The organism is Arcicella rosea, assembly GCF_040543805.1.
Lineage (GTDB): Bacteria > Bacteroidota > Bacteroidia > Cytophagales > Spirosomataceae > Arcicella > Arcicella rosea.
Genome location: NZ_JBEUMS010000027.1, coordinates 14,992 through 41,931, shown reverse-complemented (window position 1 = coordinate 41,931; position 26,940 = coordinate 14,992). Strand labels below are relative to the sequence as shown.

Sequence of the window (26,940 nt, the reverse complement as noted above, 5' to 3'; positions counted from 1 at the left end):
CATTTGAAGACAGAATTTCACAAGTTGATTTATTGAGTTAGGGGGCTAGCCCCCTAACTCAATAAATCAAATGACACAGTTTAATGAACACTCCCAACATCTGATGGTGAAAGGAAATTTAAATTTTGGGCTGAGTAAGGTTTTTCTAAAACTTATGATAATCAATGGAGTAAATCTTATGAAATTATGTGTAGATTTTTAAATTTAGAAGAGTTTGTACATATCTTTGTTTAAAGTACCGCTATTACTTTCATATTCTCAATAAACCTTACTTTTTATCTATGATAAAATTACGTTTAATCACGTATGTCAAATCATACATTATTACCAATTCTCAAAGACGAGTATTCACTCTTATATTGCTCTTATTAAGGTTCACTTCAAATGCTCAAATCTCTCATTCTCATTTCAAACATATTACAAATGAGCAAGGTCTTAGCAATACTACTGTAAACAGTATTTTTCAAGATAGCAGAGGTTTCTTATGGTTTGGTACTCGTTCTGGTTTAAATAGATACGATGGTAAAAATGTTACTGTTTATACAAGCCAAGAAAATAACCCCCATAGTATTAGTGATAATTTTATTCGTTGTATCTATGAAGATGCCCAGCATAAACTTTGGATAGGAACATCGTATGGATTGAACCGTTTTGATCCAGTATCAAATCAGTTTACTCAGTACATAAATGAGAGAGCAACCCATAAAAGTCATTCATCTGAAATCATCACAGGAATTTGTTCCGATGTGAATCCCAATAATTTATGGGTATCGACTTTGGGAGGTGGATTAAAACTATTAAATACAACAACGGGTAAAATACAACATTATCCTTTCCCTATCATCAATAGTAAAAGTAAAGAATACAATAACCAAAACTGCCTTCTTGATGATAAAAAGGGGAAACTTTGGATAGGTACCAAAATGGGTTTGTGCAGTTTTGATTTAAAGACCCATCAATATACAGTCATTCCTCAAAGTGAAAAATATTCCATTAATGTTCTAGCTCAAGATAAAAGTGGCACTTTATGGATTGGGACTGATAGTGATGGTTTGATAAGCTATCAAAGCCGTTTAAATGTATTTCAAACTTACTTATCGCTTGATTACCCAGAAGATGTACCTTCAAAGTACATGGTTTTGAGTTTAATGGCTGACTCCAACGGAAACATTTGGATTGGAACGATTAATAATGGATTGATACAATTTGATACTCAAAAGAAAAAAATCTATAATTATTTTCCAATTCCTGAAAATGCTGGAAGCTTATCTAATAGCACAGTATCAGCTATTCTTGAGGACGTTCAAGGGAATTATTGGATTGGAATGCACAGAGGCGGAGTAGATTTATATACAATTGGTGTCGATAAGTTTAAGCTTTATCGAAAAAAAAGTAATTCTAACTCATTAAACTATAATGATGTAAAAGCATTTTTTCAGGATAGTAACAATAATATTTGGATAGGTACAGATGGAGGAGGTCTTGATAAATTTAATCCTGACAATGATTCATTCAAGCATTACAAGTATATTAAAAATAACCCTAACAGCCTCTCCTCTAACGCTATCCAAACGATTGCAAATGATGCCAGTGGTAATTTATGGATTGGAACATGGGGAAGTGGCATTGATGTACTTGATGCTAAAACTGGAAAGTTTATACATTACAAAAATAACCCTGAAAAGAGTAACTCACTAAGTTCAGATTTCTTACAAGATTTCCTTCTGGATAGCAAAGGTAATTTATGGATTGCTACTTATTATGGTGGCATAAATTTATGGGATTCAGCAACAAAAACCTTTAGAAGGATTACCAAAGGAAATAATGGAACTGCAATGTCTGGTAATAATGTAGTTTCAATTGCAGAAGATAAACAAGGTAATCTTTGGTTTGGTACTGATGATGGAGGATTAAATAGATATGACTCGAAGACTGGAATTTTCACTCATTATTTAGATGATAAGATAAAGAAAATAGATTCAAGAGTAATTTTTGTGGATAGTGAAGGAGTTGTTTGGATTGGAACAAAAGGGCTTTATCGCTACGATAAAGCTACAAATAAATTTAAACCTTATTATACAAATAGCGATTTAGATAATAGCTTTATTAAGGGTATTACTGAAGACGAAAAACACCTTTTATGGATTTCGTCTTCCAATGGCTTAGTAAGACTAAACCCTAAAACGAAAGCATATACCATGTTTAATACTTCTGATGGATTACAAGACATGGAATTTGAAGCGAATGCTTACCTAAAGGCAAATGATGGTCAAATGTTTTTTGGTGGAATTAAGGGGATGAATACTTTTTTCCCGAAAAACATCAAAACTAATACTTTTGCCCCTCCTGTTTATTTAACCAATTTTCAAATCAATAATCAAACAGTTTTACCTTCCGATTCTTCTTTAATTGGGTTCAATAAAGATATTAGTTTTAGTCCTGAGCTTACGCTTAGTTATAAACAGTCGTCAATTATTTTCCAGTTTGCGGCGTTAAATTATAAGTCGAGTACATACAATCAATATTCGTATAAAATGGAAGGACTTGAAGATCAATGGTCTCCACCAAGTAACCATAACCTAGCAAAGTATGCGAATATACGACCAGGCAGTTATGTGTTTAGGGTAATCGCTTCAAATAATAGAGGTATTTGGAATAGGGTTGGTACTTCTATTAATATAACCATCACTCTTCCATTTTGGGAAACAATTTGGTTTAAAGTTTTGGGAGCCTTGTGTTTTCTTGTGTTAGTTTATATTTTTTATAATTTCAGAATCAATAAAATAAATAAACAAAAGTTAATATTAGAGCAACTAGTACAGGAAAGAACACTCAAGTTAAGCGAACTTAATGATGAGCTTTATACAAAGTCGGAAGAGTTAGAAGTACAAGCTAATCATTTACAAGTGCTTAACACTGAACTCTCCCTTCAAAAGAGCCAAGAACAACAAGCAAGAGAAGAAGCTGAAAAGGCTAATCAAGCTAAAAGTATATTCTTAGCAACCATGAGCCATGAGATACGTACACCGTTAAATGGTGTAATCGGTATGGCAACACTCCTTTCAGAAACTAAATTGGATAATGAACAGCAAGAATACACAGATACTATTATCAATTGTGGAGAAAGTCTATTAAGTGTTATTAATGACATTTTAGACTTTTCAAAAATTGAATCTGGGAAAATGGACATTGAGCATGAAATGTTTAATCTTCGTGATACTATTGAAGATGTATTAGAAATGTTTTCACACAAAATTGCATTAGCTAATCTGGATTTGATTTATGAACTTGACGATGATGTTCCAGCCAATATTTTTGGAGATTCTTTAAGGCTGAAACAAATATTAATAAACCTGATTAACAATGCTATTAAGTTTACCAATAAAGGAGAAATATTTTTAAAAATTTATCTTCTTAGTAAATCTAAAAGTAATGAAGATATTTCTGTTGGCTTTAGCATAAGAGATACAGGTATTGGTATTCCAGCAGAAAAGATAGATAAATTATTTAAAGCATTCTCACAGGTAGATTCATCAACTACTCGTAAATACGGCGGAACAGGCTTAGGTTTAGCTATTTGTACCAGACTTGTTAATTTAATGGGTGGAGAAATTTCTGTTAAGAGTGTTCTGGGTGAAGGTTCAGAATTTATCTTTAATATCATTACTCAAGCAAGTAATGTAGCTACTTCAACAAAAGTTATTTATGATTTCAATTTGTTCAACAATACAAAGGTACTTGTTGTAGATGATAACCAAACTAACTTAAAAATAATACAAAAACAGCTCAAGAATTGGAAAATGGAACCTTTATTAGCACTATCAGCGAAGGAAGGGATTGAAATTTTCAAAAAAGAAGATAATATAAAATTGGTCATTACTGATATGGAAATGCCAGAAATGAATGGCGTTGATTTAGCGAGAAGTATCAAAGAAATAGATGCAAATATTCCCATCATCATGCTGAGTTCTATTGGTGATGAAACGAAAAAGAAGTACCCCAATCTTTTTTCATTTATTTTAATTAAACCAATAAAACTACAGCAATTCCTAAAAGGAGTCTATATTTCATTAAATGGGAATGCCAATAATGTGATTACTTCAGTGAAAACCTCAAGTATTATTAGCACAGAATTTGCTGAAATGTATCCATTAAATATTCTTATTGCTGAGGATAATTTAGTAAACCAAAAGTTGATTTCTCGTTTATTAACAAAACTTGGTTATAATAATGAAATAGCCGTGAATGGTTTAGAAGTGCTTGAAAAATTAAAATCACAAAAGTATGATTTAATTTTAATGGATGTTCAAATGCCTGAAATGGATGGATTTGAAGCAACTGAAATAATTAAAAAACAGCTAAAATCTCCAATTATTGCGGCAATGACTGCAAACGCCATGTCGGAAGATCGTGATATTTGTCTTCAAAAAGGCATGGATGATTATATTTCAAAACCTTTGAGAAATGAAGAACTCCTTGACCTACTCAAAAGAGTTTACGCTCTGCATATTACAAGATAATATTCGCTAATGAAGAATTATAGCAATGTTTGAAATGTGTTTATAGCGCTTTCAGCTAATTAGTTTTGACAACTTTCAAAAAAGTTGTCAAAACTATACTTCGCCTTTCAAACTCATCACACAAAATCAATGTGCTTCTAACCAATTCAAACCAACGCCCATACCTGTTTCCATTTTAACGGGGAAAGGAATGGCATTTACCATCAATTCGTTTACTTTGGTTTTCATCAATTCTAACTCTGATTTATGTACATCAAAAACTAATTCGTCATGCACAGTCAGAATCATGCGAGATTGTAGTTTTTCTTGTTTGATAAAATCATTTACTTTAATCATCGCCACCTTAATCATATCCGCCGCCGAACCTTGAATCGGTGCGTTTACAGCGTTGCGTTCGGCAAAACCACGTTCTACCATATTGTTTGAATTGATGTCACGCAAGTAACGTCTTCTTCCCAAAATGGTTTCTACATAACCTTTGTCACGGGCTTCAATCACGGCAGTATCCATGTAGCGTTTGATGGCTGGAAATTCTCGCCAATAACTGTCAATAATTTCTTTGGCTTCCGTTCTTGAAATAGCAATTTGCTGTGCCAAACCAAAAGCCGAAACGCCATAAATAATCCCAAAATTAACTGTTTTGGCTTTTCTACGCATATCAGAAGTTACTTCGTCCAAACTCACATTAAATACTTTTGCGGCAGTAGTAGCGTGAATATCTCTTCCTTGATTGAAGGCTTCAATCATAGATTCATCTTTGGCAACAGCCGCCATGATACGCAATTCAATTTGTGAATAATCGGCTGAAAGAATCAAGAAATCATCGTTTTTAGGAATGAATGCCTTTCTAATTTCTCGTCCACGAGCGGTACGAATCGGAATATTTTGTAAGTTAGGATTGGTACTCGACAAACGACCAGTAGCCGTAACTGCCTGATTGAAAGAAGTATGTACTCTGCCCGTTCTTGGCGAAATCATCAAAGGCAAAGCATCTACATAAGTTGATTTCAATTTTTGTAATTCTCTAAAATCCAGAATTTTACGAGCAATTTCGTGTTCAGCTTCTAATTTAGACAATACTTCTTCACCCGTCATGTATTGACCCGTTTTGGTCTTCTTAGCTTTGGGGTCAAGCTTCAATTTATCGAATAAAATTTCTCCTAATTGCTTTGGCGAACCAATATTAAATTCTTGTCCCGCCAATTCAAAAACTTTGGTTTGTACTTCCAACATATCTTTTTCCAAAGTCTTCGACATATCTTTCAAGAAATCAATATCCAGCCTTACGCCTTCCATTTCAATATCAGAAAGTACTTGTGTCAAAGGCATTTCTACTTCTTCCAACAACTTCACCGCACTTGGATTTTGGACTAAAATTGGATGTAGTTTACCTTTCAATTGTAAAGTAATGTCGGCATCTTCGGCAGCATACTCTTTGATTTTCTCAAATTCTACATCACGCATATTACCTTGCTTCGCTCCTTTTTTACCGATTAATTCATCAATCGAAACTGGTGTATAATGCAAGAAATCCTCCGCCAAAATATCCATTCCATGACGTTTCTCTGGCTCAATGATATAATGTGCCAACATTGTATCATAAGTTTTGCCTTTTACCTCCACGCTATATTGGGCAAGTACCATTAAATCATACTTGATATTTTGGGCTATTTTAGTGATTTTTTCATTGGCAAAAATCGGCTTGAATTCATCCACGATGGCTTGCGTTTCTTCACGGTTGGCAGGCGTTGGCACGTAATAAGCTTCGCCCGCACGATACGCAAAAGATAAACCCACCAAGTCGGCTTCAACGGCATCAACGTTTGTCGTTTCAGTATCGAAACAAATTTCATCTTGCAAACTCAAAAAATGAATCAAAGACTGACGCAATTCTGGCGTATCAATCAAATGATATTGGTGAACGGTAGTATCAATCGTAGCTTTCGGATTACTTTCAGAAGGCGTATCGGTTTCATCAAAAAGCTCTAATTTCTTTTCTTCAACAATGCTTCCGAACAAATCAAACTGACCAGATGAAGCTTTCGCTTTTGCCGCCGCAGTAGCTTTTTTAGCTTCTGGAATGGCAGTAGGTTGTTCTACTACGGCTTCTTCACCCAGTAATCTACGACGTAAAGTCCTAAATTCTAATTCATCCAAAAGCGGAGAAAGTAATTCTTTGTTTACTTCACAAACTTTTAAATCTTCCTCATCGAAAGTAACAGGTACTTCACAGTGAATCGTTGCTAATTCTTTCGACAATAAACCTTGTTGAGCAAAATTTCTAACGTTTTCTTGCTGCTTGCCTTTTAGTTTATCGACGTTAGCAATCAGATTTTCTAAAGAACCATACTCTTGAATTAACTTTTGGGCAGTCTTCTCCCCTATTCCCGGAATCCCCGGAATATTATCAGAAGCATCACCCATCAAACCCAAAGTATCAATTACTTGCGACACATCTTGAATTCCCCAGCGCTCGCAAATTTCCTTAACGCCCAAAATCTCTACGCCTTTGCCCATAAAAGCAGGCTTGTACATAAAAATTCGTTCCTCCACGAGCTGACCGTAATCTTTATCGGGCGTCATCATATAAATTTCCATATCATCATGTTCACGAGCAGCACGTTTGGCGACAGTACCAATAACGTCATCCGCCTCGTAGCCTTCCATGATTAACATCGGAATATTCATGGCAGTACAAAGACGCTTGATATATGGAATGGCAATCGTAATATCTTCTGGTTGAGCCTGACGCTGAGCCTTGTAGGCCTCAAACTGAATATGTCTAAACGTCGGAGTTGGCGTATCAAAAGCCACGCCAAGATGCGTAGGTTTTTCTTTAGTAAGCACCTCCAACAAAGTATTAGTAAAGCCAAATACCGCACTGGTATTCAAACCCTTAGAAGTAATACGAGGAGTTTTCTGGAAAGCAAAGTGCGCTCGATAAATCAATGCCATTGCATCGAGAAGAAATAGTTTTTTCATCTGATTGTAACGAAGAGTGTATGCCTAAAAAGACAAGATTTCCTCAAAAATACCAAAATCTATTGGTTCTGTTTCACGAAGATTGAAAAGATGGTTAATATTGTGTAAATAAATGAAAAGAAGATGTTACGAAAAGTAAGAATACAGAACTTCAAGAGCCTTAAAGATGTGACGCTCGAACTCCAAAAAGTAAACCTCCTGATTGGTCCAAACAATTCAGGGAAGAGTAATTTTTTGAAGGGATTGGAGTTGTGGGGCAAATCCATTCTTGATGAAACAAATGGGAAATTTATTAAGAAAAAAGAAGATTTAGAGGAATACTCATTCAAACATAGCAATGAAAACTTAATTTTCGAAATAGATACTGAAACAGATAGATTTGAGAGAATTATAAAATTAGATGAGGATTTAGACTTAACTTATTTAACGAACCTTAATGGATATCCATATCCTGATGAGCGATTATCGAGCAATAATGCAAGATATTTTATTACTGATTTAAAAAGGAATATTTTACAAAATATTCGTATTTACAAAATATTTCCTGAAACATTTGTTAAGCCTCAACCGATTAGTGGTGTTGTTAATTACTTTTTGTCTGAGAATGGATATAACATTGTAGCTTTTTTAGATTTTTTGAAAGATGAGCACAAAAACTTATATAAAAAACTTGAGAGAGATTTGCATAAATGTATTCCAGAATTCACTGATATTAATCTTAAGACAGTAGTATCTCCCGAAGGCGACCTAAGAACACACAAAAAATGGGGTTTAGGAAAAGATGATGTTAAATATTGGTCTAACGAGCTATCTGAAGGCGTTTTATACTTTCTCGCCATTCTTTGTATTATCCATCAACCCAATCCACCAAAATTATTGTTGTTGGAAGAGCCAGAAAAAGGCATTCATCCACGAAGAATTCATGAAATCATGAAATTTATTTTCCAATTAGTAGAAGATAAAGACATTCAAGTAATTATGACAAGTCATAATGAACACGTTTTAGAAGAATTTACTACCATGCCAGAGGCTGTTTTTATTTTTGACAAAGATGATGAAGGGGCAACTTTTGTTAAAAATCTTCAAAAAGATATAATTGAACCTGGGATTATAAAAGCAAAAGAATTTGGCATCGACCCAATTGATTATACTGATAACATTGGCGAAAATTGGTTTATGGGTTTAATGGGAGGTGTACCAGCATGAAAGAAAAACTAACCTACACCTTACTTGGCGAAGGATACGCTGAGTATACTTTTTTAGAAATCTACTTACGAAGAGTTTTTGAAAAAGAAAAACCTAACATTCAATTGGTTTCGAGCAGACAAATGAAACCGAGTGGAGGAAAATCCAGTTCTTCTGTTATTTTATCTAAGATTAAAGACCATTATATCACGTCATTTATCAATAAAAATGATGTAAAGCTTTTCATTGCAGGAATTGATTTAGATGAGTCAGATTTTGAAGATGATATGCCTAAATATCAGGCAAGAATTGAAGAAATAAAAAATAAGATAGGAAAGCTATACAGTAAGTTTGAAGATAAAACTATTTTATTTGTCCCAATCCAAGCCATAGATTACTGGGTTTTATATCAAGATAAAAGCGAAGGCAAAATAGCAAACAGCTCTTTAGAAGCAAAAAGTAAAGATGAAATCAAGAAAAAACTTTACGGGATAAGTAACGCAAATCAGATTAAAATTGAAAAAGTCGCAACCGAAGTAGCTCAGAAAGCCGACTTTGAAGAGTTAGCTAAACAATCAAAAAGCTTCAAACTTTTCCACAACCAAGTAAAATCATTCATAGATAATCTATAACAAAAAAAAACGGCTATTCCAATCACTGAAAACAGCCGTTTTTCTTTACATCCTTTTAATACTCATCTTTCAACATCTTTACAAAATCATCTTCATAAGCTTTTAAGGCTTTTAATAATGCTTGTAATTCGTTGTAATCCGACGAGCCTTTTTTGGCATTGTAAAGTTTGTCTGCTCGTTCCGAGGCTTTTTCGTATTCAGCTTCGTTTTTAATCTTAATCATTTGATTTATCGGTAATTGTTATTGAGTTTTCTCTTCCCAAATTTTACACAAATTTACAATAGTTTCGGTAGCTTTTTCCATGTCTTGTACAGAAACCCACTCATGTTTTCCATGAAATGCGTGTTCGCCTGCAAAGATATTCGGACAAGGTAAACCCATGAATGACAGCCTCGAACCGTCAGTTCCTCCTCTGATACTCATTTGCTTCCCAGCAATTCCACTTCTTTCAATCGCCTCTAAAGCATAAGCGGTTACTTCTGGGTAATTATCCAATACTTCTTTCATGTTTCGGTATTGTTCAAATACTTCAAAAGTAGCTTTTGAATTCGGATAATTCAATAATACTTCTTCCATAATTGTCTTCAAAACAGCTTCATGCTCATGCAGTTTTTCTACCGAAAAATCACGAATAATAAATTCAATCGTAGCTGTCTCTACCATGCCCGAAATCCCTACTGGATGGATGAATCCTTCTTTTTCTTCTGTTGTTTCTGGCGAAAGTGTTTCTTTGGGAAGTTTCGCCACAATTTCAGCTGCAATTTTCAATGCACTTTCCATTTTCCCTTTCGCAAAACCAGGGTGCTGACTTACTCCATGAATTGTAATTTTCACACCATCTGCTGAGAAAGTCTCATCTTCCAAAGAACCCAAAGTTTCTCCATCAATCGTATAACCAAAATCTGCTCCTAATTTTTCTAAATCTACGGCTGCTGTTCCTCTTCCTATTTCTTCGTCTGGCGTGAAAAGTATTTTAATTGTTCCGTGTTTTATTTCGGGATTATTCACTAAATGATAAGCCGCATCCATAATTTCAGCAACGCCAGCTTTATTATCTGCACCCAATAAAGTAGTTCCGCTTGCCGTTATAATATCGTTACCAAATTGATGTGCTAAATCTGGATGGTCTGTCAATCTGATAATTTGAGAATTATCATCTGGTAAAACAATGTCCTGTCCTTGATAATGCTGATGAATAATTGGTATAACACCTTCTCCAGAACAATCAGGCGAAGTATCCACATGCGAACAAAAACAAATAACAGGTACTGGTTTTTCAGAATTACTTGGAATGGTAGCATATACATAACCAAATTCATCTAAATGGGCATCTTGTACCCCCATTTCAATAAGTTCCTGAACTAAAAGCTTACTTAAATCCTTCTGCTTTAAGGTTGATGGCTGTGTAGTCGAATTTGAATCTGATTGTGTATCGATTTGAACATATTTCAAGAAGCGTTCGGTCGAAGTATTTTTATAGTTCTTTAGCATTTATTCAATGATTAAATCTGTGTTTAATAAAACAGGTAATTTATTCACAAAGGTAACAAAGGTTTAAATTTTCGTGATTAACTTGCGCCAAGATAATTACAAGAATATAAGGTTCTTATTTAAAAATAGAACTTTTTCAACAACTATCTAAATTTTGCAAAGAAAAACCCACTAAAACATTAGAAAGAGGATTTTTCATTTAATTTCGTATCAACAAAATAAAAACATATTTTTTCAAGATAAAGCCCAATAAAATATAGGTTATGTCAGAATTTGCAGAACTCTCGTTAGGTGACAAAAAGTATCAATTTCCTGTAATCACAGGAAGTGAAGATGAAAAAGCAATTGATATTGCCAAACTCCGTGATGAAACAGGTCATATCACCATTGATTCTGGTTATAAAAACACTGGAGCTACTAAAAGTGCGATTACGTTTTTGGACGGTGAGCTAGGGATTCTTCGTTATAGAGGTTATTCAATCGAAGAATTAGCTGAAAAAGCTACTTTCTTGGAAGTTGCTTATTTATTAATCTACGGTGAACTTCCTACTACTGAACAATACGCAGCATTTGAGCACGAAATCAAAATGCACACCATCGTTAACGAGGATATGCGTAAAATTTTTGAAGGCTTCCCTGTGAATGCACACCCAATGGGCGTACTTTCTGCAATGGTTTGTGCGATGTCGGCTTTCTACACTGGCGATAAAGCAGGTGCTGATGAATTGAACATTATTCGTTTAATGGCAAAAATGCCTTCAATGGCTACTTGGTCTTACAAAAAATCTCAAGGACATCCAGTAAACTATCCAAACAACTCTTTGGATTATTGTTCAAACTTCTTGAACATGATGTTTGCTTTGCCAGTTGCTCCTTACCATGTTGACCCTGTAGTTTCGGCAGCTTTAAATAAATTATTGATTCTTCATGCAGACCACGAACAAAACTGTTCAACTTCTACGGTTCGTTTAGTGGGTTCTTCTCATGCTAGTTTATATGCTTCGATTTCAGCAGGTATCAATGCACTTTCTGGACCGCTTCACGGTGGTGCTAACCAAGAAGTAATTGAAATGTTGGAAGCTATTAAAGCTGACGGTGGTGATACTTCTAAGTACATTGCGATGGCTAAAGATAAAAATTCTGGTTTCCGTTTAATGGGCTTTGGTCACCGTGTTTATAAAAACTTTGACCCTCGTGCTAGAATCATCAAAAAAGCAGCTGACGATGTATTATCTGCTTTGGGAATCAACGACCCAGTATTGAAAATTGCTGCTGAATTAGAAGCGGCTGCTTTGAGCGACCCATATTTCGTAGCTCGTAAATTATATCCAAACGTTGACTTCTATTCAGGTATTATTTACCGTGCATTAGGTATTCCAACTGATATGTTTACAGTAATGTTTGCAATTGGTCGTCTTCCGGGTTGGATTGCACAATGGAAAGAAATGAAAGCTAACAAAGAGCCTATCGGTCGTCCACGTCAAGTTTATGTTGGTGCTACTGAACGTGCTTATGTTGATATTGCTGAAAGAAAATAATTTTTCTATTCAGATAGATATATTCAAAAGAGGTGTTTTGCGATAAGCGAAACACCTCTTTTGTTTTATGGATTGTAAGTTTTTCTTTCTCAGTTCGCAAGATTTCTCAGATGAGCTAGAAAATCTCTTTCCAATCTCGTAAGATTTCTCGGACGGAATAGAAGATTTCTTTCCAATCTTACAAGATTTCTCGGACGGATTACAAAATTTCTTCCCCATCTTACAAGATTCCTCGGACGGATTAGAAGATTTCTTTCCCATCTTACAAGATTTCTCGGACGGATTACAAAATTTCTTCCCCATCTTACAAGATTCCTCGGACGGATTAGAAGATTTCTTTCCCATCTTACAAGATTTCTCGGACGGATTAGAAGATTTCTTTCACATCTTACAAGATTTCTCGGACGGATTAGAAAATTTCTTTTCTCCCTTACAAGATTTCTCGGACAGATTAGATTTTTTTCAATTTACAAGCAAAATTACTCATGGCATGACTTTGCTAGTTTTATCATAGTTGCCAATTAATTGGAAGTCATGCCATGAGTTACTCCCACTTGTACATTATAAAAGTCTAAGCATCACAAAACTAGTTCAAGTGTTAAGAAAAGCGTTACTTGTACTTTTATAAAGTCATTTCGAAATAAAACACCTGTCCAAGCCACAGACTTAAACAAGTGAACGCTAAGTATTTTGATTATACTTAATTTTTACACTAAATTTAATGTATCATTCGATGCAACTTTAGTTGACAATCACTTTTATTGCTAAAATGAGGATTCAAACTTTACTTCACATTAAGTCATGAAACAAGTAACGCTCAATATCCCCGAAAATAAGTTTGCTTTTTTTATGCAGTTAGTTAACTCGCTGAACTTTGTTCAAGTGGCTGACCCTAAAAGCGAATACAACTCTGAATTTGTAGATAAAATTCAACAAAGCCGACAGGAGTATAAAGACGGTAATTTTATAAGTGTTGAAAAAGAAAACCTTAAAGACTTTTTAGGTATAGAATGAGTTATCGCCTAGATTTTACCAAACAAGCCCAAGATGATATTGAGTTTCATAAAAAGTCGGGCAATAAAGCGGTTATTAAAAAGTTGCTCACGCTCTTAGAGGAACTTGCAGAACATCCATTTACAGGCACAGGCAAGCCAGAAGCACTTAAGTACGATTTGACTGGACTATGGTCACGGCGTATCAATCATGAACATCGCCTCGTTTATGAGGTAGTAGGCAATACTATTGTCGTTATTGTTGCTTCTAAAGGTCATTATCAATAAAAGATGGGCTTTATTTTTCTATAAGATTACTCATGCCATGAGTTACTCCCACTTGTACATTATAAAAGTCCAAGCCTCAGGCTTGAACTAGTAGAAGACCATTTTTACTCCAAATCCTTACTAAACTGCTGAAATGTGGTTTCGCTGATACTCCAATCTGGAGCTTTAATTTTTCCCCAAGCATCTGGTGTATCGTGTTGATTGAAATAACTTACGCCAAATACATTTTTATTATTTTTGAGTGTTTCTGCCGCATTTTTCATCCACTTATTTTGATACTCTTTTGGTCCTTTTACACCAAATTCGGTAATAAAAATAGGTTTTTCTGCAAACCGCATTCGGTAAAATTTACGACTGAAAATATCACTAAAAAGCTCTTGCTTATTATAATCCGTAATATTCTTATCAGGTAATCCATAAATAGCAATACTGATAAAATCAACAACATCATTGCCAGGCCACCAATCTATTGAGCCTCTATCTCCTGCTGGCCCCCAAACTCTACGAATATTCGTCGCTTGATTTTTATTAAAAAGCATAAAATAACGATAGGCATTGATATACACAACAGGGTCTTGGCTTTGCCAAGTATAGCGATGAATCGGTATCTCCATCTCATGAGCCCAACGTAAATAAACAGTTTGATTCGTTTTTGTGATAATGCGATACAACAAACTTATCTCTCGGTCATAACGACCTTTCAATACATTTTGAAGTACTTCTTTATCTACTACTTTTGTCGTGTCTTTCCACGGCTCAACTGTAAGAATCACATCATGTTTTCGCTGAATTATTGCCTTAAATTTTCTTGCAAATTCACCTTTTTGAATCTCACCCCAATCGGTAAAAATATGCTCTACTTGTACAAATGGTGAATTTATTAGTTTTTCGAGTGGGTCATAAACGCCCAAAATCATTTTCGTTCTTTCCGCTTTATTCACGATTGTTGAAACAAAATTCTGTGAAGAGTAAATGGTGTTCCTGTACGTTCTTTGATTGGCTGTAGCTTCTTGAATCCATTCCTTTTGAAACCATGATTGTTTTTTCTCGTTTACTCCTAATATCAAAACTGGTTTATTGATAAACCGCATTCTATGCAATTTTTCTTTGAGTAACTGAGTCGCAGTTTTATGGATTATAACAGAATCTGTCGTTTTTTCCTCAGCTATACTTATGCTTACAAAATCTACAAACTTATCGCTTGGCCAGTATTCTGTATCACCCGGATAACCTGAAGGTCCCCAAACAATCTTTACGTTGGGTGCTAGTTTTTTCAATTGAAAAGCAAACTTATTAAAAGCTTCAATATATAAAATAGGTGATTGAAATTGCCAAGGATAGCGATATTCTGGCACTTCCATCGCTGGATTCCAACGAATGAATACTTGTTGATGCTTATCTGCCAAAAGTTTTCCTAATTCTTTTATCTTTTTATCAAAATCTCCAGCAAGTAGTTCAGCAATGACGTTATCCTCTGCTCTTGAAAAAAAACCGTCTTTTGACCACGTTTCAATCGTTAAAAAAACATCATTACCAGTATTCAATGTTTTTTCTAGGGCAGCTTTATTAAACCAAATTCCTGTATTTCTCCAAATAATTGTAAAGTGTTGGATATTATCAACGTTTATTTTTGTAGGCTTTTCCGTATTATCATAAACACCAAGCACGGGTTCATAAAATCTATCTGTCAACTCATCTACAAAAATTGATTGAAAAATAGGCTTTGTCAGCTTCAACATCGCTAAGGCAAAAACTGCAAAAATAATTAATAAGCTATATTTCAACTTTGGATTCATCACAATAAAAATTAAAGCGGTATATTCAGAATTGATTGACTCGTTCTAATATTTTCTCCTTGTGAAGCTATCAGGTACAGTCGATAACGAGATACATTCTCAGGGATTTTCACATTTATATAAGCTCCATTTCCTAATAATTGTTGAGAAATGGCAACCCCATTCGCATCAGTTTCTACCAAGTACCATTCAAAACTCAATCCAGTTTTAAAGTATTCTGCTAAATGCCAATGCTCATTCTTATACACAAGTGCGTAGTAAGGTAAAACCGTATTAGCAACTGTAGTAAGTGCTGGTCGTAAGATTTTTACAGGTGGTAAATCATTCTTTTTAATTTTCCCATGCCACAATTCGCTCAATTGAAATAATGATTCTTTATTCCTACCTTTTTCGTCTTTCAATCCATTAAAAGTTGTGCTATATGCACTTTGTTGGTCTTGCCAATTTTCAATGATGACTCCAACCTTATGTTCAGAAAGTTTGAGGTATGCTTTTACATTCGCTTGGCTGAAAAAATAAGGTAAAGATATTTTACTGATGTGTTTCCTAAAATCTGCTTTGTCAGATAAAATCAAACCAAAACAGTCAATTTCTGGTACTTGATTTTTAATCATATTAAGCGTTTCAGCAATATTACTCGTTACAGCCACATCTACAGTAACTATTCGTTTTGAGTCTATCTTCTTTATTTTTTGTATTAAATTTCTCAACCATCGGAAATATGCTTGCTGTTGATAAAGTAATTCGGGCTTATAATAATTTAGTTCTAATTGTTGTAAAGTATTATTACTGATATTCCATGAAACAATTGAAGATTCATTTTTATACATACTAATTGTTTCAAGGATATTCATGGAAAGCCTATTGAGTTCTCGTTCATTTTTGATAAACCGTAATGCTTCAGGAATCCAAAAACTATAATGTATTTTCAAGCCTGAATTCTTGGCTACATTCAGCATATTACGGTCGTAAATATTAGGTCCAGAGATTTTAACGGTATTTACTCCAGTCAATTTCATAGTAGCAAAATCACTTTCAATAACTTTTTTAGTAAGTGGATTTATATTTTTAAACCAATTTTTCCCTTTCAAATAATTTACGCCTTTTGTCCCTAAAAACATTTTACTGCTATCAGTCGCAATATCAGTTGCGACAATCATAGTATTTGCCCCTTTTTTCTGAATCAAAGGAGTGTATTTTTGTTTGGGCAATCCAGCTTTGATTTTAGGTATATTTTTCAATTGCCAATCCAATAAACCAATACTTCCATCTGGCATATTTTTATCCAAACTTGAATTAAAAAAGACGTATGCTCGTACTTCAGGGTATTTACTTTTTATTTTATTAATCGCTGTTTTTACCCAAACGTCTTGTTTGTGTCCAGTTTTCTTTAATGAGCCCATTTCGGCAATCATTACTGGAATGCCTAATTTAAAAATTGGATTTTTATGAAATGGCTGATAGATTTCTTCAAAAGAATAACTCGGATTTTGTGTATTGAATTGCCCATAATTCAGCCCTGTTATTCCTATCCAATCAACATAATCTTTTCCGGGAAAGTAATCTTTTACAGCCGTTACTTTCCAAGGACTCCATACCCAAATGACGTTATAGATTCCCATCTTTTTAAACTTCATGAAAAGATAGCGCCAAGCATTTTTAAACTCCTCAGGCGTATTGTTCCCTTTTACTGACCACGGGTAAAATAGATTATCTGGTTCATGAGCAAATCTTAAAAATACCGGACGATTTAGTGCTTTTAATTGTAAAGCAAATTGTTCGATATAAACATCAAACTTCCCATCGCTGATTTTTTTAAAAACCTTGTTTTCATGATTCTCTGAGATTGAAACACCCTCATCTTCAAAAGGCATTTGCCAAGGCTCCCAAGTAATCATTGGAATCGAATTATTTTGAAAAACAGAGTCTATCTTTTGAATCGGCAAATAGTTTTTTTCTTGATTACCCCATGAAATATAGAATGAAATAATATCAAAATGTGACTGATATTTAGACTGGTATTTTCTGACAAGCTTTAGGGAACTCAATCCATCAGTTTGTTCAGGAGCAAATATGCCCGTTAGAAAAGTATTTTTTTTAGGGGTTATCCTTACAGATTGTTGTTTATTTATCAAGGATGTTTCATTGATAAAAATAGTAAAACTAATAAAGAGGACTAAAAGAATAAGAGCGGTGTTTCTTAAGAGGTGGTATATCTTTCTTCTAAAAAACCAAAATTTTATCCTAAACTTAAAAACTACTTCGTATAAAATCCTAAGCCAATAATGTTGATTGATTAATGATTTCAATCTTATTTCTTCGCTAATAACTAAAGTAAATGTGAGAAATACCACATTCAAACCCGCAAAACAAGCCATAATAATGGTAAATGGGTTCAAATCGTGATATAAACCATAAACGATAGCTGCGATTGACAACAATAAAATAATGATATTAGGGAGATTTATTTTGATACTACCCCCTTCTTTGATACTTTTTTCAGTAGGAATGTATGGAACTTCTTTACGAATAATTGTATAAATCAGCCCAAGGTTAAATACCCACCAAGTACCAATTAATAAGAGCCCTCCTACTATATGAAACCCTCTTTCAGTATCATCAATAACCCACCTCTGAACATAATGCCTAATAAGTATTATAGATAAAACGAAAGGGGTAGAGTTTTGAGCAAAAACCAAAAAATCAATTTTGATAGGAAAAGTCTGCGTAAAAAGAGATAAAATTGGCAATAGTAAATTGATAGCGAAGATTAACCCTGAAAGATAATACAAAGGTACAATACCATAATGAAGCTTTTGTCGCCAACTAAATTTAGAAAAAAGTTCTACATAACTTGTCACCAATAATTCAAATACTCCCCTCGACCACTTCAATTGTTGTTTATAATAAGCAGACAAAGTAGCAGGAACAAGTCCTCTTGTGAGCATTGAAGGCTCGAAAACAGACTTCCAACCTTGTGCATGTAGCCTCATAGCCGTGTGCATATCCTCAGCAAGTCCTGGAGCATGTCCACCAATTGACTCCAAAGCAGTTCTTCTAAAAGTACAATTTGCTCCAATCGCAGGTACAGTTCCATACCTGTTCATTGTCATCATCATTGGTCCATAGAAATGATATGTCTGTTGGGCAGCACCTTTTGCCACTCTACTTTCAGTTTGATTGGAATATGCCTGTACAATCTGTACAAACCCAATTTCAGGATTATCAAAATGACCTACAATTGGGTTTAAAAAGCTAGGAGGCGGAACGTGGTCTGGGTCAAGTACCACACAAAGTTCACCTGTAGATTGTGCTAAAGCATTGTTAATATTACCCGCTTTTGCATCTTTTTTATCCGTTCTTGTTACATGCCTAACCCCAAGTTCGGCACAAACCTTTTTTAAATAAGCATCGTCAGCTTCGTCGCATAAATAAGTAGTATGTGGATAAGTAATTTCTTGTATCGCTTTTAGGGTTTCTACAATCATTTCGTAAGGTTCTCCTGCACAAAAAGTTGTAAAAATATCTACTGTATAGTTTTGGGTTATTGGAGGTTCTGGCTTAACAGTGATAAATAAGTAGTGATACCATTCGTAAGTAACTTTCAAACAAGTAAATAAAAATGATATAAGTAAAAGCCAAAATAGAAAAGCATTTACAATTACTAACTTATTTAGAAAACAAAACAGGAAGAAAAACATCGTACAAAAGCCAATAACAATCATCGACTGAAGTATGATTTGCTGTTTTTTGGTTGGCGGATGTAAAGCGTGTCTATATTTCATAATTATTTCTCAACTACATAAAAAGGTGTGTTACTACTTGCAAATTGTCCATTTTTGTCATAGACTGTTACATAAATACGATAGGGTCCTTCTTTTAAAGGCGTTTTGAAAACAACTTTTGTTGTATTTTGTTCAACAAACAGCTCCTTCATATTCCTTGGCTTCTTTTTACCATAAGTATCATTTTCTTTATACCAATCTTCAGGTAAAATTTCCCAAGAAAACGACAATTCATTATTCTCATTTTCTGGATTATTCATTAGCACCTCAGCTGATATACGCTTATTAGGCGTAAATATGATATTATCTTTTGCCCCTTTTTTATCTACCAACATAAATTTAATTTGAGGTGCTTTTAAAGTAGGCTTCTGAGATTTCCAAATATATTGCATTATTCCTACTGCCTCTGAGGTTGCTCCATTTTCAGCAAAAAGACTAAACCAAGTTGGTGTATATTCTTGCTTATGCCCCCAATAAAATACCATCGAGCCCAAAAATCTTGGATTTTTATCAGGCATGTATTTTTTGTAAATAGATAAATATTGTTCTGCTTTCTTAGTACTCGTATTTTCTATATAAGCACCCCAAACAGTATGTTCAGTAGTTGCCCAAGGACCATCTATTCCCCATTCAGTAATTAAAAATGGGCCATCCCAAAACCATTCAAAATCTTCAAGTTCTTTCTCAAAACCTTTGAGCCTTCCAAAAACATTGAAAGAGATAAAATCAATATCAGTCCTGAACTTAATATTAAAAATATTTTTACGCTGAAAATTCACCATTGTGGTGGTTACCAAATGATTAACATCTTCTTTATGAATCATTTCAACTAAATTATTGAAAGTCTTATAAAATGAATTGTACTTAGGTTTGTGTGGAAATGAAAGTTCATTTCCTAAACACCAGAATAATAAAGAAGGATGATTTTTGTACTTATGAACTAAGTTCGAATAGCGTTTATATTGAACTTCTACTTGTTGAGGGTCATTGTAGAAAACATCTATTTGCTCATTATCTGGCATAGGTAAACCTACTATAACAGCGATATTATTTACTTTTGCTTCATTTAAAATTGCAGAAAGATTGGTAGTATCCCAAGTTCGAATAGTGTTGCCTCCAGCATTTTTCAATTCTTCTAAATGAGAATAACCAGATGCACCTTTTATTAAAAAAGGTTTGCCATCTTTTTGAATAGTATATTTACCATTTTTATATTCGATAAATACACTTCTATTTGATTTATTTGTTTTTTTTTCGTTACAAGAAACGATAGAAAACAAAAGAAATAGTGACAAAATTCGTAGAAATTTTGTGTTGAATGAATATTGCAAAAAATTTAGCGTTTAGTAGTTTAGGTAAATTTATACACTAATCAACAAATGCCAAACTTTTCATGCAATTTGTCTTAAAGTTGTTTCATAAAATTTATTTTTTTTACTTTAAAATTCAAAATCCTTCATCAATCATGAAAAAAACACTCCTTCTTTTAGTATTAACCTTCTCACATGTAGCCTTTTCTCAAAAGGGAAAAGAGAAAATTTTGGTTACTGACATGACCAAAATCAAACAAGTTGCTAGCGTATCTATAGCGCCTGATGGTAAAAAAGCCATTTATGCTTTAAGAACTAACGAAAGTAACGAAACAGATAAACTAGATTTCGACTATCGCTCACATTTATGGTTGACTGACTTCCAAACGGTAAAACAATTAACTCGTGGTACTGAAAGCGTTGGTGCTGCTACTTGGTCGGCAGATAGCAAACAAATTGCTTTTTCAAGAAATGTAAAAGGTAAGTCTCAAATCTTTTTGATGCCTTTAGATGGTGGTGAAGCATTTCAATTAACAGATTTTAAATACGGAGCGAGTAATCCACAATGGTCGCCAGATGGGAGTAAGATTTTGTTTTCTATCAATGTTACTTTTTCGGATTTACTGAAAGATTCATTGATCAATCCAAGTAAAAAATTGCCTTCATGGTCGATTGAAAAAGCTGGTTTCAAAACCAATGATTTCTTGAAAACTGATAAAAAAGTAAAAGCTAATCCAAACGGAAGTATCGAAGAAATCAGAGCATATCTTGAAAAAGATGTTGAGGATAAAAAAGCGAAAGTAATTACCCGCTTGAATTTTCAAGGAGAATCTACGACTGAACCAGAAATTCGCTTTAATCTTTTATTTGTGATTGATGCCAAAGAAGGTGCAAAACCTGTACAATTGACAAAAGGATTCTGGTCGTATAACGGCGGAAGTTGGTCGGCTGATAGTAAGAAAATCTATGCGTCGAGTGGTAGAGATAGTTTACAACATCCAGATAGAGAATTGAATGCTTCGATTGTTTTATTGAATGCTGATGGTTCGGGCATTAAACAAATTATCGCTGAAAAAGGCATTTCATATAATAGTGCTACGCCATCGCCTGATGGAAAATTGTTGATTGCAACCATGTCTAAAACAGATTGGTTGGGCTTCAATCAAATCATTTTAGCCAGTGCTGATGGAAGTAACAAAACGATAGTTACTTTCGACAGAGCTGCTAATAATTTTGAATGGACAGACGACAGTAAATTTGTGTATTTCACTGCAAGTTCAAATGGTGGAGTACCTGTTTATAAATTAGATGTGCAGACTAAAAAAATCGAAAAACTAAGTGACTATGATACAGGAATCAGCAGTTTTGACATTTCTAAAGAACGAATTCTTTTTGCCAAAACTGAAGTAAAAAACCCTTCTGAATTATATACAGCAGATTTATTGATGAAAAATGCTGTTAAATTAAGCGCTCATAATGACGAATGGCTACAAAATAAAGCCTTGAGCTTTCCTGAAAAAAGAGTTTACAAAAACTCAAAAGGTCAATCAGTAGAGTATTGGATTATGAAACCTGCCAATTTTGAAGCTGGTAAAAAATATCCTTTACTATTAAATATGCACGGTGGACCAACTGCCATGTGGGGACCAGGCGAAGCATCGATGTGGCATGAATTCCAATACTTTTGTTCGCAAGGTTATGGTTTGGTTTATGCCAATCCAAGAGGTTCGGGAGGCTATGGAAAAGATTTCCAGTTTTCAAATTATCAAGATTGGGGCAATGGACCAACGGAAGATGTTTTAGCTGCAACAAGCGATGCTGCCAAAGCAAGCTGGGTTGATACTTCCAAACAAGTAATCACGGGTGGTTCTTATGCTGGTTATTTAACGGCTTGGATTATCTCGCACGACCACCGTTTTAAAGCTGCTTTTGCACAAAGAGGTGTTTATGAATTATCTACTTTCATGGGCGAAGGCAACGCTTGGCGACTTACACCAAATTATTTTGGCGGTTATCCTTGGGAAAGTAACATCAAACCAATTTTAGAAAGAGAATCACCTTATACTTATGTGGATAAAATCAAAACGCCATTCTTAATTAAACACGGTGAAAATGATTTAAGAACTGGCGTAATACAGTCTGAAATGATGTATAAATCACTCAAAATTATGGGTAAAGAAGTTGAGTATGTGCGTATGCCGGGTGGAACGCACGAACTTTCAAGGACTGGGAATGTTCGCCAGAAAATAGATAGAATGCTTAGAATTTATGAATTTTTCGAGAGATATATTGGAGTAAAATAGAAAACGAATCAATTTTTTGACAGGAAAATGGGGAAAATCAGCTTGATTTTCCCCATTTTTTTATTCCTCTATTCCATAAAAATTATGCTCATCAATTAATTTGTGTAAAAAAAACCACACATTAAAGCAAAAATTCGACTGGAACAAATCTTTTTAATTACTCTACATCAACAGAAGAATATTCTATCTCTTCATAAAATTATTAAAATATGAAAAAGCTATTTTTAACATTCGCCATCTTAGCGACCGCTTTAGTTGCTACAACTCAGAAAGCTGCTGCACAATTCTCATTAGGAATTCATGGATCATATTTTGCACCCGATGCCAAAGATGCAAAAGGGCTATATGGAGCAGGTTTACAAGCCAAAGTATTTGTTAGCGAACAATTTGCTGTGGGTGTAGGTGTAAAATCAATCAAAGAAGAATTTAATGGAACGGGGTATCAGTTCACAAATACTATCGTTCCGATTACGGGTATGTTTGAATATTATTTAACAAAAGGAATTGTTCGTCCTTATCTTGGTGCTGAAGCGGGAGTTTTTACTTCTACGTTAAAAGGTAATGTATTGGGTGTTAATTCTGAAACAACTTCCTCTAAATTTGGAGCTGCCCCAAAATTTGGTATCGCTATTCCAGTGGGGAATTTGGGAATTTTTGCAGAAGGTACTTATAACTTTATTTTTGATAATAAAGATGGTTCAAACAACGGTTCGCCGGGTAATGCTGATTTTAGTACTTCCTCTAAATTCTTTATGGTGAATGCAGGTTTAACTTTTGGCTTCGGTGGAAAGTAAAACTAAAAATCTTATCAACAAAAAAGGCTTCGCAAATTGCGAAGCCTTTTTTGTTATTCCTTAATGCCAAGATTTAAAGGTCTGATTGCTGTTGAATCTAACCTGATTCTTCCATTTGAATCTTTTACAACCATCATATACATTGGTTTTTTACTAAGAAGTATATCAACCATTGATATTTGTTGTGTGGTGTCTTTGGCAATTAATGGTACTTCTTCTTCCTCATTCAGGCTAAGGACGCCATCACCAAATGAGAGTACTTTAATCGCTACAGAAGCTGTTCCTTTGCCAATTAATCCTAAATCTTTCGCCGCCGCATAAGATACATCTAAAATTCTTCCTCTACTGTGTGGACCTCTATCGTTTACTTTTACGATGGTCACATTCCCATTTTCCTTATTGGTTACTTCTAATAAAGTACCGAATGGAAGCGATTTGTGGGCAGCCGTTCTGCGGTTAGCTTTGTAACGTTGACCGCTAGAAGTTTTTCGTCCTTCAAACTTACTTGCATAATATGAAATCTTTCCACTAATCGTTTTTTTCGGTTTGGAAGGAGTCGTAAATGCAGTAACCGTGGCAGTAAAAAGTAGGAAAACTGTTTTTAAAATCATAATAACATATTTAGAAACCTACCGCAAAAGCCTAACTATGTAGTACAATTGATATTGAAAATGATTATATCAAATCGTTTTACAATAAGGGTTTCGTGAAACAATCATTTAATATTCAGGTACGCTAACGTTAACTTAAACCTTAAAAAATTGTAAGAAAAATTCATCAATTTCTACTTTTTCAAATAGCTTTTGATAAATCAAGGGTGCAATTTACACATTTTTATCCAAAAAAAGGAGGGTCTATCCCTTACATTCCCTAACTAAAACGCTCGCTAAGTTTTAAAAAGACGATTAAAATCATCTTTTATTAATAATTCCCAAAAAAATACTTAGCCCAAATCTTACACAAATTAACTGATTATCAGCACATTTCAAATATTCATTCCATCATTAACAAAATAAAAGGCTTGTTGATGAAGCGATTATGTCTAAAAGTTTCGACCATGTTAAATCTAACTGCTCTTAACAAAAATTAACATAAAAGATTTTTGAATCTCATTGCATAAAAAAGAGGTCTCGCTTTTAACGAAACCTCTTCATTCAACATACCAGTAATCTATTACAAAGCTCCTTCTCTGATTTCATCCACTACGCTTGGGTCTAGCAAAGTAGAAGTATCGCCTAAATTTGAAGTTTCTCCTTCCGCTACTTTTCTTAAAATTCTTCTCATGATTTTACCTGAACGAGTTTTAGGTAAACCACTCACAAATTGAATTTTATCAGGTTTAGCAATTGGTCCAATTACACGAGTAACAGTTGCTAAAATATCTCTACGTGTTAAATCAGAATCATGTCCTGTCGATTTTTCACAAATTACATAAGCATAAATGCCTTGTCCTTTAATGTCATGCGGATAACCAACCACCGCAGATTCTACCACACCCAAGTGCATATTAATGGCATTTTCAACTTCTGCCGTACCAATTCTATGCCCAGAAACATTGATTACATCATCCACACGACCTGTGATTCTGTAATATCCATCTTCATCACGCATACAACCATCACCAGTAAAATAAAGGTTTTTATAAGTAGAGAAGTATGTTTGGATACAACGTTCGTGGTCGCCATAAGTAGTACGAATAATACCCGGCCAAGGGAATTTAATACATAAATTTCCAGAAACGCCATTTCCGACAATCTCCTCTCCTTTTTCATCTACCAAAATTGGTTGAACGCCCGGTAAAGGTAAAGTAGCATACGAAGGCTTCGTTTTGGTAATGCCAGCAATTGGAGAAATCAAAATCCCTCCCGTTTCTGTTTGCCACCAAGTATCTACAATCGGAGATTTTCCTTTACCAATATGATCGTTATACCAATGCCAAGCTTCTTCGTTAATTGGCTCTCCTACCGAACCTAATACTTTCAATGAACTTAAATCTTTCCCATTTACGTAGTCAAGTCCAAAACCCATTAACGAGCGAATCGCAGTTGGTGCGGTATATAAAATATCTACTTTATGTTTATCAATCACATCCCAGAAACGTCCAGCATCTGGATACGTTGGTACGCCTTCAAACATCAATGAAGTAGCGCCATAACATAATGGTCCATAAACGATATATGAGTGACCAGTAATCCAGCCAATATCTGCCGTACAAAAATGTACTTGTCCGGGTTGATATTGGAAAACATTCGCAAAAGTATAAGTGGTATAAACCATGTAGCCTCCACAAGTATGTACAACGCCTTTTGGTTTACCTGTTGAACCAGAAGTATAAAGAATGAAAAGCATATCTTCTGCATCCATTTCTTCTGCTGGACAGTCAGATGAAACTGTTTTTACTTCATTTTCCCACCAAACGTCACGCCCTTTTAGCATTGAAACTGGTGTGCGAGTACGAGTAGAAACAATTACTTTTTGCACTGATGGACATTGAATCAAAGCATCGTCCACCGTAGATTTCAAGCCAATTTCTTTATTGCCACGGAAAGAACCATCAGAAGTAATCACGATATTACATTGTGCATCATTAATACGGTCGGCGATTGATTGCGAAGAAAAACCTCCAAAAACCACTGAATGTATAGCTCCAATTCTAGCACAAGCCAATACAGCAATTGCCAATTCTGGAATCATTGGCATATAAATACAAATCCTATCTCCTTTTTTAGCTCCATGCTTTTTCAACACATTCGCAAACTGACAAACTCTTTGATGAAGCATTTTGTAAGTAAGCGTTATTGACTCTTCTTGTGGGTCATTAGATTCCCAAATGATAGCGGGCTGGTCGCCACGAGTAGCCAAATGGCGGTCTAAAGCATTTTCAGTAATATTCATTTTACCGCCAGCAAACCATTTGGTTGTTCCTGTCGTAAAATCCCATTCTAATGTTTTTTTCCAAGGTTTACGCCATTGAAAATTTTGTGCTATTTCAGCCCAGAAACTTTCAGGGTCTGAAACTGAATGGTTATATGCTGATTCGTAATCATCAAAGGAGCTAATTTGTAAATTCATCATTAATCGGATATTAGAAATTGAGTTGGTATTGAATTGCTTCAGATTTTAATATTTTCTACTGTAAAAGTACAAGACATTTTTTTTATTTGAATACTGTTTTACAGGTTTTACGCTAAAAAAATATAGCTATCTTTACTAAACAAAGTATAGCTTTTCAATTGATATTTTGAACTTTTATCATAATATAAGCCCAATTTGACTGAAATTAGTTTTTCATGCTATCTATAAGTAAAAATCCATACATCAAC

At 34.4% G+C, this 26,940-nt stretch carries 16 protein-coding genes; 8 read left to right on the top strand and 8 right to left on the bottom strand.

Annotation, left to right across the window (positions count from 1 at the left end; all coding sequences use genetic code 11):
* Nucleotides 1–359 precede the first annotated feature (359 nt).
* A complete protein-coding gene (locus ABID42_RS23475) occupies nt 360–4,520 on the top strand; it encodes a hybrid sensor histidine kinase/response regulator (RefSeq protein ID WP_367285736.1) in 4,161 nt (1,386 codons plus the stop codon).
* Between the two features lie 126 nt (nt 4,521–4,646).
* On the opposite strand, the gene polA is transcribed toward ABID42_RS23475, so the two are convergent.
* On the bottom strand, nt 4,647–7,502 hold the full coding sequence (gene polA, locus ABID42_RS23470; RefSeq protein ID WP_367285735.1) for a DNA polymerase I: 2,856 nt from the start codon (nt 7,500–7,502) through the stop codon (nt 4,647–4,649).
* Between the two features lie 123 nt (nt 7,503–7,625).
* Here polA and ABID42_RS23465 point away from each other — a divergent pair, with 123 nt between their 5' ends.
* Entirely contained in the window at nt 7,626–8,708 is a 1,083-nt protein-coding gene (locus tag ABID42_RS23465; protein ID WP_367285734.1) for an AAA family ATPase, read from the top strand.
* Nucleotides 8,705–9,319, top strand: coding sequence for a hypothetical protein (locus ABID42_RS23460; protein ID WP_367285733.1), 615 nt, complete (start codon nt 8,705–8,707; stop codon nt 9,317–9,319). Before ABID42_RS23465 ends, ABID42_RS23460 begins: the two co-directional genes overlap by 4 nt.
* 55 nt (nt 9,320–9,374) lie before the next feature.
* Here ABID42_RS23460 and ABID42_RS23455 read toward each other — a convergent pair whose 3' ends face one another.
* Nucleotides 9,375–9,542, bottom strand: a complete 168-nt coding sequence (locus tag ABID42_RS23455) for a hypothetical protein (protein WP_184135319.1) — start codon at nt 9,540–9,542, stop codon at nt 9,375–9,377.
* Nucleotides 9,543–9,560: 18 nt separating this feature from the next.
* Complete coding sequence (gene pepT / locus ABID42_RS23450; RefSeq protein ID WP_367285732.1) at nt 9,561–10,811, bottom strand: peptidase T; 1,251 nt, start codon at nt 10,809–10,811, stop codon at nt 9,561–9,563.
* A 263-nt stretch (nt 10,812–11,074) separates the two neighbouring features.
* Here pepT and ABID42_RS23445 point away from each other — a divergent pair, with 263 nt between their 5' ends.
* From ABID42_RS23445 to ABID42_RS23435, 3 genes are all read left to right on the top strand, one after another.
* Nucleotides 11,075–12,349, top strand: a complete 1,275-nt coding sequence (locus ABID42_RS23445) for a citrate synthase (RefSeq protein ID WP_367285731.1) — start codon at nt 11,075–11,077, stop codon at nt 12,347–12,349.
* A gap of 801 nt (nt 12,350–13,150) precedes the next feature.
* A complete protein-coding gene (locus ABID42_RS23440; RefSeq protein WP_367285730.1) occupies nt 13,151–13,363 on the top strand; it encodes a DUF2683 family protein in 213 nt (70 codons plus the stop codon).
* Nucleotides 13,360–13,629 carry a Txe/YoeB family addiction module toxin gene (locus tag ABID42_RS23435; protein ID WP_367285729.1) on the top strand — a complete coding sequence of 90 codons (270 nt, stop codon included), beginning with the start codon at nt 13,360–13,362 and terminating at the stop codon, nt 13,627–13,629. The genes ABID42_RS23440 and ABID42_RS23435 overlap by 4 nt, the downstream gene beginning before the upstream one ends.
* Nucleotides 13,630–13,733: 104 nt before the next feature.
* Here the strand turns inward: ABID42_RS23435 and ABID42_RS23430 are convergent, their stop codons facing one another.
* The 3 genes from ABID42_RS23430 to ABID42_RS23420 are packed head-to-tail and all read right to left on the bottom strand — an operon-like array spanning nt 13,734 to nt 20,505.
* Nucleotides 13,734–15,425: a glycoside hydrolase family 26 protein gene (locus tag ABID42_RS23430; protein WP_367285728.1), complete on the bottom strand. Its 1,692-nt coding sequence runs from the start codon at nt 15,423–15,425 to the stop codon at nt 13,734–13,736.
* Between the two features lie 11 nt (nt 15,426–15,436).
* Complete coding sequence (locus ABID42_RS23425; protein ID WP_367285727.1) at nt 15,437–19,210, bottom strand: glycosyltransferase family 2 protein; 3,774 nt, start codon at nt 19,208–19,210, stop codon at nt 15,437–15,439.
* A 2-nt stretch (nt 19,211–19,212) separates the two neighbouring features.
* Nucleotides 19,213–20,505, bottom strand: coding sequence for a glycoside hydrolase family 2 TIM barrel-domain containing protein (locus ABID42_RS23420; RefSeq protein ID WP_367285726.1), 1,293 nt, complete (start codon nt 20,503–20,505; stop codon nt 19,213–19,215).
* Between the two features lie 170 nt (nt 20,506–20,675).
* On the opposite strand from ABID42_RS23420, the gene ABID42_RS23415 reads away from it, so the two are divergent.
* Nucleotides 20,676–22,823: a S9 family peptidase gene (locus tag ABID42_RS23415; RefSeq protein ID WP_367285725.1), complete on the top strand. Its 2,148-nt coding sequence runs from the start codon at nt 20,676–20,678 to the stop codon at nt 22,821–22,823.
* A gap of 209 nt (nt 22,824–23,032) precedes the next feature.
* Complete coding sequence (locus tag ABID42_RS23410; protein WP_323255231.1) at nt 23,033–23,617, top strand: hypothetical protein; 585 nt, start codon at nt 23,033–23,035, stop codon at nt 23,615–23,617.
* A 53-nt stretch (nt 23,618–23,670) separates the two neighbouring features.
* Here the strand turns inward: ABID42_RS23410 and ABID42_RS23405 are convergent, their stop codons facing one another.
* Together ABID42_RS23405 and acs are read right to left on the bottom strand one after the other, a co-directional pair.
* Nucleotides 23,671–24,228: a septal ring lytic transglycosylase RlpA family protein gene (locus tag ABID42_RS23405; RefSeq protein WP_367285724.1), complete on the bottom strand. Its 558-nt coding sequence runs from the start codon at nt 24,226–24,228 to the stop codon at nt 23,671–23,673.
* A 562-nt stretch (nt 24,229–24,790) separates the two neighbouring features.
* Entirely contained in the window at nt 24,791–26,692 is a 1,902-nt protein-coding gene (gene acs, locus ABID42_RS23400) for an acetate--CoA ligase (RefSeq protein WP_435521493.1), read from the bottom strand.
* Nucleotides 26,693–26,940: the final 248 nt, after the last annotated feature.